The sequence below is a fragment of the Pseudomonas sp. SZ40 genome, from assembly GCF_052958135.1.
In genome coordinates this window covers 239,116-251,517 of record NZ_JBQWIF010000002.1, presented here as the reverse complement: position 1 = coordinate 251,517, position 12,402 = coordinate 239,116, and the positions used below count along the sequence as shown (strand labels likewise).

At 63.8% G+C, this 12,402-nt stretch carries 9 protein-coding genes; 5 read left to right on the top strand and 4 right to left on the bottom strand.

Going from position 1 to position 12,402, the window contains the following annotated elements; translation table 11 throughout:
- The first annotated feature begins 54 nt into the window (after positions 1–54).
- Positions 55–2,490, top strand: a complete 2,436-nt coding sequence (locus ACT9T4_RS03075; protein WP_373565130.1) for a penicillin-binding protein 1A — start codon at positions 55–57, stop codon at positions 2,488–2,490.
- A 193-nt stretch (positions 2,491–2,683) separates the two neighbouring features.
- Here the strand turns inward: ACT9T4_RS03075 and ACT9T4_RS03070 are convergent, their stop codons facing one another.
- The 4 genes from ACT9T4_RS03070 to rpmE all read right to left on the bottom strand — a co-directional run bounded on the left by ACT9T4_RS03070 (position 2,684) and on the right by rpmE (position 6,527).
- Positions 2,684–3,952, bottom strand: coding sequence for a malic enzyme-like NAD(P)-binding protein (locus ACT9T4_RS03070; protein ID WP_042552350.1), 1,269 nt, complete (start codon positions 3,950–3,952; stop codon positions 2,684–2,686).
- Positions 3,953–4,054: 102 nt separating this feature from the next.
- Positions 4,055–5,491 (bottom strand): M48 family metalloprotease, encoded by a 1,437-nt coding sequence (locus tag ACT9T4_RS03065; protein WP_499115568.1) that lies wholly within the window; start codon positions 5,489–5,491, stop codon positions 4,055–4,057.
- Positions 5,491–6,288: a thermonuclease family protein gene (locus ACT9T4_RS03060; RefSeq protein WP_499115449.1), complete on the bottom strand. Its 798-nt coding sequence runs from the start codon at positions 6,286–6,288 to the stop codon at positions 5,491–5,493. The genes ACT9T4_RS03065 and ACT9T4_RS03060 overlap by 1 nt, the downstream gene beginning before the upstream one ends.
- Positions 6,289–6,314: 26 nt before the next feature.
- Positions 6,315–6,527 (bottom strand): 50S ribosomal protein L31, encoded by a 213-nt coding sequence (gene rpmE / locus ACT9T4_RS03055; protein ID WP_042552353.1) that lies wholly within the window; start codon positions 6,525–6,527, stop codon positions 6,315–6,317.
- Positions 6,528–6,844: 317 nt separating this feature from the next.
- Here rpmE and ACT9T4_RS03050 point away from each other — a divergent pair, with 317 nt between their 5' ends.
- The 4 genes from ACT9T4_RS03050 to hslV all read left to right on the top strand — a co-directional run bounded on the left by ACT9T4_RS03050 (position 6,845) and on the right by hslV (position 12,390).
- Complete coding sequence (locus ACT9T4_RS03050; protein WP_499115447.1) at positions 6,845–9,064, top strand: primosomal protein N'; 2,220 nt, start codon at positions 6,845–6,847, stop codon at positions 9,062–9,064.
- Positions 9,065–9,290: 226 nt separating this feature from the next.
- Positions 9,291–11,054, top strand: coding sequence for an arginine--tRNA ligase (gene argS / locus ACT9T4_RS03045; RefSeq protein ID WP_499115445.1), 1,764 nt, complete (start codon positions 9,291–9,293; stop codon positions 11,052–11,054).
- A complete protein-coding gene (locus ACT9T4_RS03040) occupies positions 11,055–11,756 on the top strand; it encodes an SPOR domain-containing protein (RefSeq protein ID WP_042552356.1) in 702 nt (233 codons plus the stop codon).
- 97 nt (positions 11,757–11,853) lie between these two features.
- On the top strand, positions 11,854–12,390 hold the full coding sequence (hslV, locus tag ACT9T4_RS03035) for an ATP-dependent protease subunit HslV (RefSeq protein WP_042552357.1): 537 nt from the start codon (positions 11,854–11,856) through the stop codon (positions 12,388–12,390).
- Positions 12,391–12,402: the final 12 nt, after the last annotated feature.

Sequence of the window (12,402 nt, the reverse complement as noted above, 5' to 3'; positions counted from 1 at the left end):
TTCGCTTTGTCTTCCGCTTAACTCATTCTTTTATCTGGAAATCCAAAAATCTTGATGCGTTTGCTGAAGTTTTTCTGTTGGTCCGTTATCGCTGTTTTTTGTGCGCTACTACTCAGCGTCAGCGGTGCCTTCCTCTACCTGAGCCCGACTCTACCCTCTGTCGATGCCCTTCGCAGCATAGAGCTGCAGATCCCGCTTCGCGTCTACAGCAGCGATGGGAAGCTCATCGCAGAATTCGGAGAAATGCGCCGTTCCCCCATCGCCTTCGCCGACATTCCGCCTGACTTCACCAGCGCACTGCTCGCCGCAGAGGACGACAATTTCGCAAACCATTATGGCGTTGATCTTACGAGCCTGATGCGCGCTGCCACGCAATTATTGAAAACCGGTCAAATTCAATCGGGTGGTAGCACCATCACCATGCAGGTGGCGAAGAACTTCTTCCTCACCAGTGAGCGTAGCTTCTCGCGCAAGATCACCGAAATTCTTCTCGCTCTGCAGATCGAGCGCGAATTGAGCAAGAACGAAATCCTCGAGCTCTACGTCAACAAGATCTACCTCGGCCACCGTGCATACGGAATCGAAGCCGCCGCTCAAGTCTATTACGGCAAATCCATCCGAGACTTGAGCCTTTCCCAGCTTGCGACGATAGCCGGTCTTCCCAAGGCACCTTCGGCCTTCAACCCGCTGACCAACCCGACCCGTGCCAAGGAGCGTCGTGACTGGATCCTCGGCCGCATGCACCGCCTGGGCCGCATCGATCAGGCTCGTTACGAGACAGCGCTCGCCGAGCCGGTGGATGCCAGCTATCACGTGCAAACTCCTGAGGTGCCGGCACCTTACGTGGCCGAAATGGCGCGCGCCGAGATGGTCGGTCGTTATGGCAGCGACGCATACACCCAGGGCTTCAACGTCACCACCACGGTGCCCAGCGATCTTCAGCAGATGGCCAACAAGGCGCTGCGTGACGGTTTGATCGACTACGACCAACGCCACGGCTATCGAGGCCCGGAAAGCCGCTTGCCCGGCATGACCCGGGAAACCTGGCAGGCCGAGCTGAGCAAGCAGGGCCTACGCGGTGGGCTGGAGCCAGCCATCGTTACCCAGGTCGAGAAAAGCGGCATTCTGGTACTCACGCGTCGCGGCAGCGAGGAGGCCGTTTCCTGGGACAGCATGAAATGGGCTCGCCCCTTCCTCAACACCAACAGCCTGGGACCCAGACCGCAGCAGCCAGCTGACGTGGTACAGATCGGCGACCTGATTCGCGTGCAGCGCCAGGACGACGAAAGCCTGCGCTTCGTGCAACTGCCAAGCGCACAGAGCGCCCTGGTTTCTCTCGACCCGCAGAACGGCGCGATTCGCGCTCTGGTTGGCGGTTTCTCCTTCGAGCAGAGCAACTACAACCGCGCGATTCAGGCCAAACGTCAGCCCGGCTCGAGCTTCAAGCCGTTCATCTACAGTGCCGCGCTGGACAACGGCTACACCGCCTCGAGCCTGGTCAACGATGCCCCGATCGTGTTCGTCGACGACTACATGGACCAGGTGTGGCGTCCGAAGAACGACAACAACACCTTCCTTGGCCCGATCCGCCTGCGGGAAGCCTTGTACAAGTCGCGCAATCTGGTATCGATTCGCCTGCTGCAGGCCATGGGTATCGAGCAGACCCTGCGCTATATCGAGCGCTTCGGCTTCAACCGTCAGGACCTGCCACGAAACCTGTCGCTGGCACTCGGTACCGCCAACCTCACCCCGATGGAAATCGCCACCGGCTGGACGACGTTCGCCAATGGCGGGCACAAGGTTCAACCGTACCTGATTCAGCGCATCGACAATCGCCATGGTGATCCGCTGTTCATCGCCAACCCGCCAAGCGTGCCCAATGCCGCACAGCCTGAAGTGCCGCCACCGGTCAACGAAGAAGGCGTGATGAGCGCCGCGCAAGCCAAACCGGAGCAGTTGCCCGAAGCACCGGAGCCGGCCCAAGCCGAACGCATTCTTGACGAGCGCACCGCCTACATCATGACCAGCATGCTGCAGGACGTGATCAAGCGCGGCACCGGGCGCCGAGCCATGGCGCTGGGCAGAACCGACCTGGCGGGCAAGACCGGGACCACCAACGAATCCAAGGACAGCTGGTTTTCCGGCTACAACGCCGATTACGTAACCACCGTGTGGGCAGGTTTCGATCAACCGGAAAGCCTGGGGCGCAACGAGTACGGCGGTACCGTGGCCCTACCGATCTGGATGAGCTACATGGGCGCCGCGCTCAAGGACAAGCCCAACCACAGCCCGGCCGAGCCTGACGGCATCCTGACCCTGCGTGTCGATCCGCACAGCGGCCGCGCAGCGGCACCAGGCACACCAGATGCCTATTTCGAGTTGTTCAAGAGCGAAGACTCGCCGCCCCCCATGAACGAACTCGACCCAGGCATGGGCGCGCCAGGCAGCCCACTGCCTGCCGACGAGGCGGCGCCGATCGACCTGTTCTGACGAAACGTCGGCGACTGCAGGTTCACGCTTGCAGCCGCCGCACCCGAGCCGCAGGGCCTTCACTTGCCCTCCCTCTGCTGCTACCGCGCATCAATGGCCAGGCCATGACTTCCCAGGCATAGGTGCCTCGCCCTTAAAACGCAGCCACAAAAAAACCCGCCGAAGCGGGTTTCTCATGTCACCAATCCATCACTCAGCCGTTGAACACGTCGGCGACCGACTGCAGCGGGTAGTGCTTGGGATACGGCAGGGTCGCCACACCGCTTTCGATGGCAGCCTTGGCCACCGCATCGCAGACCACGGTGATCAGACGGGCATCCATCGGCTTCGGAATGATGTACTCGCGACCGAACTCCAGGGAGATGCCGCCGTAGGCGTCGCAGACTTCCTGCGGTACCGGCAGCTTGGCCAGCTCACGCAGAGCGTTGGCGGCAGCGATCTTCATCTCTTCGTTGATGCGGGTGGCACGAACGTCCAGGGCACCACGGAAGATGAACGGGAAACCCAGCACGTTGTTGACCTGGTTCGGGTAGTCGGAGCGACCGGTGGCCATGATCACGTCGTTACGGGTGGCATGCGCCAGCTCCGGCTTGATCTCCGGATCCGGGTTCGAGCACGCGAACACGATCGGATTCGGCGCCATCAGCTTGAGGCCTTCGGCACTCAGCAGATCCGGGCCGGACAGACCGACGAACACGTCGGCACCGGTCAGCGCATCTTCCAGAGTGCGCTTGGTGGTTTCGGTGGCGAATACCGCCTTGTACTGGTTCAGATCATCACGACCGGCGTGGATCACACCCTTGCGGTCGATCATGAAGATGTTCTCGACCTTGGCACCCATGCTCACCAGCAGCTTCATGCAGGAGATGGCTGCGGCGCCGGCGCCCAGGCAGACGATCTTGGCCTCCGGCAGGGTCTTGCCGGCAATTTCCAGGGCGTTGAGCATGCCGGCCGCGGTCACGATCGCGGTACCGTGCTGGTCATCGTGGAAGACCGGGATGTCGCACTGCTCGATCAGCGCGCGCTCGATCTCGAAGCACTCGGGAGCCTTGATATCTTCCAGATTGATGCCACCGAAGGTGATGGAGATACGCTTGACGGTGTCGATGAACGCCTGCGGGCTCTCGGCATCGACTTCGATGTCGAACACATCGACACCGGCGAAACGCTTGAACAGTACACCCTTGCCTTCCATGACCGGCTTGGAGGCCAACGGGCCGAGGTCGCCCAGACCGAGGATCGCGGTGCCGTCGGAAATGACTGCTACCAGGTTGCCTTTACCGGTGTAGCGGTAGGCGAGCTCCGGATCGCGAGCGATCTCGCGCACCGGCTCGGCGACGCCCGGGCTGTAGGCCAGAGAGAGATCACGGGCAGTGGCGGTAGGCTTGGTGAGTTCGACGCTCAACTTACCTGGACGGGGCTTCTCATGGTATTCGAGAGCGGCAGTTTTCAGATCAGACATAGTGGCATTTCCGCTTTTTGGGGCTATTGACTGGCAGGCGGCCGAGGATACGCAAGTTGCAGGGGCCTGCACAAGACTATGCAGTCAGCCTGCAAACGTGACTCAGCGAACCGTCTTGAACCATTCACCGGGACGGGGCTCGCCCTGTGGATAAAGATTGTTGAGCAGGCGCAGGCTGCCTTCGGCATCACCGGAAAGGCCGCTCTTCGCCGCCAGGGCCTTGACCGTCTGGCCCGCCTTCACGCGCACCAACTGCAGCCTCAACGGCTCGGCCAACGTGCGCTCGGCAGCCTGCAACGGCCGGAAACTCTTGATCGCGGCGATGAACTGGGCCTCGTCCTGCGCCTGCACTGCGCGGCCTTTTACCGCACCGACGAACAGGTACGCTTTGCCGCCCTTGAGAATAGCGGCTACCCGACGCGGCGCACTGCCGTCGATCACCCCCATGTGACCCTGCAGGCCAGCCTGCTGCAACGGCGCCTCCTCGCGCAGGCGATTGCCGCCGATACGCTGACGCAGCAACGTCGCGGCATCGAGCTTACGGGGGTTGTCCTCGAGAGTCATGGCGACGAAGACCTGCTCGTCAGCCGAGTGACCGATCAGCGTCTGCGGCTGATTGATGATGCTCCAGCCCCGGGGGAAGGTCAGCGCGAAGTCGAGGTCACGATGATAGAAGCGCTCACCGCGCCGGATACCACTTTCGGCCGAATCACCAAAGGGCAGGTTCTGCAGACGCTGGAGAAAAGCGTCGCGATTGACCTCCTGCTGCCCGTTCACCAACGCGCGGGCAGGGCCAAGCACCTGCTGCAGGCGCCGATCGTTGTCAGGGTGAGTATCGAACAGGCCGTGGTAGCCACCAGCAGGTTGCTGCTCACCGCGCCTGGCAGCCTGATCACGAGCGAAATCCTCCTGCAGCTTGAGCACCTTGACCACTTCGATCATCGCCTGCGGGTCGTAGCCGCCGCGCGCCAGGTATTGCGCCCCGAGGCCATCGGCCTCCAGCTCCATGTCACGACCATAACCACGCACGAATGCCGTCCCCAGAGCGCCGGTCACATCCGCTGCCGCACCGACTCCGGTACCCATCGCCACCGCCTGACCGAGAATGCCCCAGGCCGTCGACTGGCTTTGCTGGCGCACGCCATGGCGCGCCGTGACATGGCCGACTTCGTGCCCGAGTACCGCCGCCAGCTCCGCCTCGGAGCCCAGGTAAGCCAACAGACCGCGATGGATATAGATGTAGCCGCCCGGCAACGCGAAGGCATTGATATCCGGGCTGTCGATCACCGTGAACCGGTAGTCCAACTGACCGCGATGGCTGTGCCGCGCCACGCGTTCACCCACACGCTGCACATAGGCCTGCAGCGCCTCGTCGGCGTAACGCGGGTATTGCTGAAGAATCTGCTGATGAGCGTCACGACCAAGGGCGAGCTCCTGAGCCTCGCTCATCATCACGAAATCGTTGCGCCCGGTTGCCGGGTTGACCGCACAACCGGCCAGCACGGCCAATAGCGAGAGCGCGACCAGCAGGCGAATCATCACGGCAACACCTCCAGCATGGCCCCGTGGGTCAGAGGCAGCATCCAGCGTGCCTGGCCGGTCTTCAGCCCACCCTTGCGGGAGCGGTCGATCATCCAGCCACGCGCTTCGATTCGCTTGCCCTGCAATTCACGCAACAGCTTCGGATCGAAGGTATCCAGTACCTGTGGCGCGATACGCAGCACCACTGAATGGCCAAGCTCGACCCAGAGCCCGCCCCGGTTGCGCTCGACCCGTTGTACCTGCCCCTCGAGCAGCGCGAAGCCCCCGCTGCGAACGGCCCGCGCCGGCAAGGGGCGCAACTGCGACCAAAGCCCGACCCGGGCACTGCGAGCCTGGCGCTCGGCCTGACGATGACAGGTTACCAGCGCCGCATTGGGCGCGACCGCAACCAGCTGACCTAGACCCTCGGCCAGCATCCGCGCTTCGAGGTTCTTGCCGCCGCGGTCATACAGATGAGCCAGGGTACGCCCGTAGCGATCCTTTTTCTGCTCACCGGCCTTGACGCCCACACGCCCGCCATTGGCCTCCACCAACTGGCTAAGGCGATCACGCGCGGCCTCGGCATATGGCTCCGCGGGCCGCCCCTTGCGCGCCAGCTCCGGGGCATTGATACCGATCAGGCGGACACTGCGACCATCCACCAGCCGCAGGGTATCGCCATCCACCACGCGCTGTACCTTGACCTGGGCCAGCTTGCCGGGAGCCGGGCAGAAGGCATGGGCCGGAAGGCATGCGACAGAAACGAAAAAGGCGCCCACGAGGGACGCCTTCTTCAATAGTGCGAAAACAGCCATCTGGGCTTTCTTCGCTGCTCGGACGCTTACTTGGCGCCGAACACACCGAAACGCTGCTTGAAGCGGTCGATACGGCCGCCAGCGTCCAGCACTTTCTGCTTGCCGGTGTAGAACGGGTGGCACTCGGAGCACACGTCCAGGCTCAGCGGCTTGGCCAGCGTGGAGCGAGTCTTGATGACGTTGCCGCAGCTGCAGGTGGCGTCGATGGCAACGTATTCCGGATGGATATCGGCTTTCATGATTCTTTCCTCGGGTCTTGTGCCGCCACCAGACTGGATGTCGGGTACCGCACGTAGGTTGGCCGCGGATCATACCAGAGCACAGCCACGATGCAAGCCACGGACTCTGCCGGCCGTCGCCAGGCAAGGCGTACTGGCGGGCCGCTGCAAAAACCCTGCACCGCAAATTAGCATGGGCAGCTCCACCCGCCCTTCGGCAGCGCTGCAATGCGTTAACCGCAAGCGCCTTGTCGAGCGTGCGTGACCACGGCGCTGGCAGCGTAGGTGGTTTTTCAAGGGCCTGTTAATATCGCGCCTCGCCTGCCTGGAGCCTCCGCGTGCCCGACGCCATCCTGCGACTTGCCCTCCCCTCGCCGCTGCGCCGCCTGTTCGACTACCTCGCCCCACCGGGTGTGTCGGCCCGCGACCTGCGTCCAGGAGCGCGGCTGCGCGTGCCGTTCGGCCGCCGCGAGATGATCGGCATACTGGTCGAGATCAGCGACCACAGCGACGTACCGGCCAACAAACTGAAGCCGGCCCTGCAACTGCTCGACCTGCAATCGCCCATGCCGCCGGCACTGCTGCGCCTGTGCCAGTGGACGGCGCAGTACTACCAGCACAGTCTGGGCGACACCCTAAGCTGGGCATTGCCGGTGCTATTGCGCCAAGGGGAGCCGGCAGAAGCACGCCAGGAGCGCTTCTGGCTGATCGCCAAGGACGCCCACCTGGATGACCCGCGGCTGGCGCGCGCGCCCCGCCAGCGCGATGCCCTGAAGACCATCGCCCAGCACCCCCACGGGGTTGCCCATCAACTGCTCAGCCAGCTGCAGATCAACCGCGACAGCTTGCAGCTACTGCAGGAAAAAGGCCTGGTGCGCGTCGAGGTTCGCCGCCTGAGCAGCCCGGAGCGACATGCCAACTGGCTGGCTCAGCCGGAACTGCCGCTCAATGCGGAGCAACGCGCGGCAGCCGAGGCGGTACGTGCCGGCTTCGACAGTTTCAATGCGTTTCTGCTTGCCGGCGTCACCGGCAGCGGCAAGACCGAGGTCTACCTGCAACTGATCCGCGAGACACTGGAAGCTGGCAAGCAGGCACTGGTGCTGATTCCGGAAATCAACCTCGGCCCGCAGACCCTGGCGCGCTTCGAGCGTCGCTTCAACGCGCGCATCGCCCTGCTGCACTCGGCAGTCAATGACCGTGAGCGCCTGGACGCCTGGCTGGCCGCCCGCGATGGCGAGGCCGACATCATCATCGGCACACGCTCGGCACTGTTCACGCCGATGAAGCGGCCCGGCCTGATCATCATCGACGAAGAACACGACGCGTCCTACAAACAGCAGGAAGGCCTGCGCTACCACGCACGCGACCTGGCGGTGGTGCGCGCTCACCAGGAAAACGTACCGATCGTGCTCGGCTCGGCCACTCCCTCGCTGGAAAGCCTGCACAACGCCCACAGCGGCCGTTATGCCATGCTGCGCATGAATCAGCGTGCCGGTGGCGCCCAGTCGCCACGCTTCCTGCGCCTGGATATCAAGAGCCGCCCGCTCGACGCCGGCATGTCCCCGCCGCTGCAACAGGCCATCGCCCAGACCCTGGCTGCCGGTCAGCAGGTGCTGGTTTTTCTCAATCGCCGCGGTTTCGCACCAACGCTGCTGTGTCACGAATGTGGCTGGCTGTCGCAATGCCCACGCTGCGACGCGCGCATGACCGTGCACCAGCGCAGCCGTGAACTGCGCTGCCACCATTGCGGCCATGCCGAACGCCAGCCGAGCAATTGCCCGAGCTGCAACAACGTCGACCTGCGCCCGGTCGGTGCAGGCACCGAACGTGCGGAGGAGCGTCTGGAGATCCTGTTCCCCGACGTGCCGGTGCTGCGGGTCGACCGCGACACCACCTCGCGCAAGGAGGCCATGACCACCCTGTTCAACATCGTACAGCGTGGCGAGCCGTGCATCCTGGTCGGCACCCAGATGCTCGCCAAGGGTCACCATTTCCCGCGGGTGACCCTGGTGGCCATCCTCGACGCCGACGGCGGCCTGTTCTCCGCCGACTTCCGTGCCAGCGAACGCATGGCCCAACTGATCGTCCAGGTTGCTGGTCGTGCCGGGCGTGCGGAGGAGCCGGGCAAGGTGATTATCCAGAGCCACCTGGCCGACCACCCGCTGCTGGTGCAACTGACCGAGCAGGGCTACTTCGCCTTCGCCGACCAGGCACTCAGCGAGCGTCGCGCCGCCGGACTGCCGCCGTTCTGCCACCTGGCTCTGCTGCGCGCCGAAGCGCACAAGCCCGGCCAGGCCGAAGGCTTCCTCGACGAAGCCTGCAACGAGGCCGAACAATTGCTGGGCGAGTTGAACCTGACAGGAATCGAGTTGCTCGGCCCAGTGCCAGCACCCATGGAGCGACGCGCTGGCCGCTACCGCGCCCAGTTGCTGCTGCAAGGCAATGCCCGCGCGCCCCTGCACAAGCTGCTCGCCCACTGGCTGCTGGTACTCGAAGGCCTGCCCAGCGGGCGTGCCGTGCGTTGGTCGCTGGATGTGGATCCGATCGACCTGTTCTGAACGGCTGCGCGTTGAGCAAGGCGCAGAGCGAAGCGATGGAGGCGGTGCAGCACGCGCAATGCGCAGATAATCTGCCGCCGAGCTTCCCGTTGCACGCTTCATGCAACAACTGCGGCGCGCTTTTCCTCGTAGCTTGTGGCTTGCAGCTTGCCGCTGCTTTTATAATGCCCAGTTTTCCACCCACGCTTTCGAGCGGCGCCGCCTCACGCGGCCGAATGAGCAGACCATGAAAGACAGTATTCGCCACCTGATCCAGCAAGCCCTTACCCGCCTGACCGCCGAAGGCGTTCTGCCCGAAGGCCTGAGCCCGACGATCCAGGTGGAGAACACCCGCGACAAGACCCACGGCGACTTCGCCAGCAACATCGCCATGATGCTGGCCAAGCCCGCGGCGATGAAGCCCCGCGACCTGGCCCAGAAACTGATCGACGCGCTGCCTGCCGATTCGCAGGTCAGCAAGGTCGAAATCGCCGGCCCGGGCTTCCTCAATTTCTTCCAGAACAGCGACTCGCTGGCGCAGCGCCTGGAAGACGCGCTGGCTGACGATCGTCTCGACGTACGCAAGGCCGGCCCCGTCGAGCGCGTGGTCGTCGACCTGTCCTCGCCCAACCTGGCCAAGGAAATGCACGTTGGGCACCTGCGTTCGACCATCATTGGCGACGCCGTGGCACGAGTGCTGGAGTTTCTCGGCGATGACGTGATCCGCCAGAACCATGTGGGCGACTGGGGGACCCAGTTCGGCATGCTGCTGGCCTTCATGGAAGAGAATCCTGCCGCTGCAGAAAGCGAGCTGGCTGATCTTGAAGGCTTCTATCGCGCTGCCAAGAGGCGTTTCGACGAATCCACCGAGTTCGCCGAGCGCGCTCGTGCCCTGGTCGTCCAACTGCAAGCCGGCGAGCCGGAGTGCATGCGCCTGTGGCATCGCTTCAACAGCATCTCCCTGAGCCACTGCCAGAAAGCCTACGACCGCCTCAACGTCAAACTGACGCCGGCCGACGTCATGGGCGAAAGCGCCTACAACACGGAGCTGCCAGGGGTGATCGAAGCCCTGCGCGAGAAAGGCCTGCTGACCGAAGACAACGGCGCCCAGTGCGTTTTCCTCGACGACTACAAGAACGCCGAAGGCAACCCGCTGCCGGTGATCGTGCAGAAGGCCGGTGGCGGCTACCTGTACTCGACCACCGACCTGGCCGCCATGCGCTACCGCAGTCAGCAGCTCAAGGCCGACCGCGCCCTGTACTTCGTCGACCAGCGTCAGGCCCTGCACTTCCAGATGGCTTTCGAAGTCGCGCGCCGTGCCGGCTTCGTGCATGAGGGCATGCAACTCGAACACATGGGCTTCGGCACCATGAACGGCGCCGATGGCCGCCCGTTCAAGACTCGCGATGGCGGCACGGTGAAGCTCATCGACCTGCTCGACGAAGCCGAGGTCCGTGCCTACGAGCTGGTCAAGGAGCGCAACGACCAGCGCGCGGCAAAGGGTGAGACGCCATTCGACGAAGCCGAACTGCGTGAAATTGGCCGTGTCGTGGGCATTGCATCGGTGAAGTACGCCGACCTGTCCAAGCACCGGACCAGCGACTACAGCTTCAACTTCGAGCTGATGCTCAGCTTCGAGGGCAACACCGCGCCCTACCTGCTTTACGCCTACACCCGTGTGGCAAGCATCTTCCGCAAACTGGGCAAAGGCGTCGAAGAGCTCGACGGCCGCATCGAACTTCAGGCGCCCCAGGAAATCGAACTGGCCGGCAAACTCGCGCAGTTCGGCGAAGTGCTGGGCAGCGTCGCGGACAAGGGCACGCCGCACGTGCTGTGCACCTACCTGTACGACGTTGCCGGGCTGTTCTCCAGTTTCTACGAGCATTGCCCGGTGCTCAGCGCCGAAGACGAGCCCACCCGCCAGAGCCGCCTGCGCCTTGCCGCGCTGACCGGCCGCACACTCAAACAAGGCCTGCAATTGCTCGGCCTGGAAACTCTGGAGCGCATGTAAGTGGCAGCCCGCAAGAAGCCCGCCCCGAAACGCGGCGCCAGCCGTTACAAGGCCCCGAGCAAACGCCCGGTACCGGGCTGGATCTGGCTGGCCTGCGGCCTGGTGGTTGGCGTGTTCGCCATGCTGCTGTTCAACCTGCAGCCGGGCAGCGATGCGATCAAGCGTGAAAAACCGCAGCCGGAGCGCGCCAGCAACACGCCCAAGGCGACGCCGTCGGCGACCAGCCAGGAACCGGGCAAGCCCAAATACGACTTCTACACCCTGCTGCCGGAATCGGAAGTCATCGTGCCGCCGGACGCCGTACCGCCGCCGACCACCCCGACGCCAGAGCAGAAGCCGGTCACTCCCGAAGAAGCAGCGAAGATCGACGCCGCTCGCGCCCAGGCAGCCCTCAACGGCGAAACACCACCGCCACCGCCCCCCGTGGTCAAACCGGCGGAATCCGCTCAGGCGCCGCTGACCACGCAGTTCTTCCTGCAGGCCGGCTCGTTCCCGAGCAAGGACAAGGCCGAAAGCATGCGGGCGCAGATCATCCTGCTCGGCCAGAACGTGCGTGTAGAGTCCGGCACGGTGGCAGACAAGACCTGGCACCGCGTGCTGGTCGGGCCCTTCGCCAACCGCGAGCAGTTGGCCGGTGCGCAGAAGTCCCTGGCGGCCGGCGGCTTTGGCAATCTGCTGTTGCAACAACGCCAGTTGCGCTGATCACTCTTTAACCCGTTGCCGGTTGAAAAGCCGCGGCGGGCACCCCATCTGAGAGTTTACCAGGGCCATTTTGCCCCGCAGCGTGGAGACTCTCCCCTTGACCACCATCGTTTCAGTCCGCCGCCACGGCAAAGTCGTCATGGGCGGCGACGGCCAGGTTTCCCTCGGCAATACCGTGATGAAAGGCAACGCGAAGAAAGTCCGCCGCCTGTACCACGGTCAGGTCATCGCCGGTTTCGCCGGTGCCACTGCCGATGCCTTCACACTCTTCGAGCGCTTCGAGTCCCAGCTCGAAAGGCATCAGGGCCATCTCGTCCGCGCCGCCGTGGAGCTGGCCAAGGACTGGCGTACCGACCGCTCTCTGAGCCGCCTGGAAGCCATGCTGGCCGTGGCCAACAAGGACGCTTCGCTGATCATCACCGGCAACGGTGACGTAGTCGAACCCGAGCACGGCCTGATCGCCATGGGCTCCGGTGGAGGCTTCGCCCAGGCTGCGGCGCTCGCACTGCTACAGAAAGGCAGCGAAGACCTCGACGCCCGCGAGATCGCCGAAACCGCGCTGAAGATCGCCGGATCCATCTGCGTCTTCACCAATCAGAATCTGACCATCGAGGAGCTGGACTCGGCCATCTAGGCCAGTCCTGAT

Excerpts from the sequence above, each read along its gene's own strand:
- ACT9T4_RS03075 (WP_373565130.1), top strand. The coding sequence starts at position 55 with ATGCGTTTGCTGAAGTTTTTCTGTTGGTCCGTTATCGCTGTTTTTTGT.
- ACT9T4_RS03070 (WP_042552350.1), bottom strand. The coding sequence starts at position 3,952 with ATGTCTGATCTGAAAACTGCCGCTCTCGAATACCATGAGAAGCCCCGT.
- ACT9T4_RS03065 (WP_499115568.1), bottom strand. The coding sequence starts at position 5,491 with ATGATTCGCCTGCTGGTCGCGCTCTCGCTATTGGCCGTGCTGGCCGGT.
- ACT9T4_RS03060 (WP_499115449.1), bottom strand. The coding sequence starts at position 6,288 with ATGGCTGTTTTCGCACTATTGAAGAAGGCGTCCCTCGTGGGCGCCTTT.
- rpmE (WP_042552353.1), bottom strand. The coding sequence starts at position 6,527 with ATGAAAGCCGATATCCATCCGGAATACGTTGCCATCGACGCCACCTGC.
- argS (WP_499115445.1), top strand. The coding sequence starts at position 9,291 with ATGAAAGACAGTATTCGCCACCTGATCCAGCAAGCCCTTACCCGCCTG.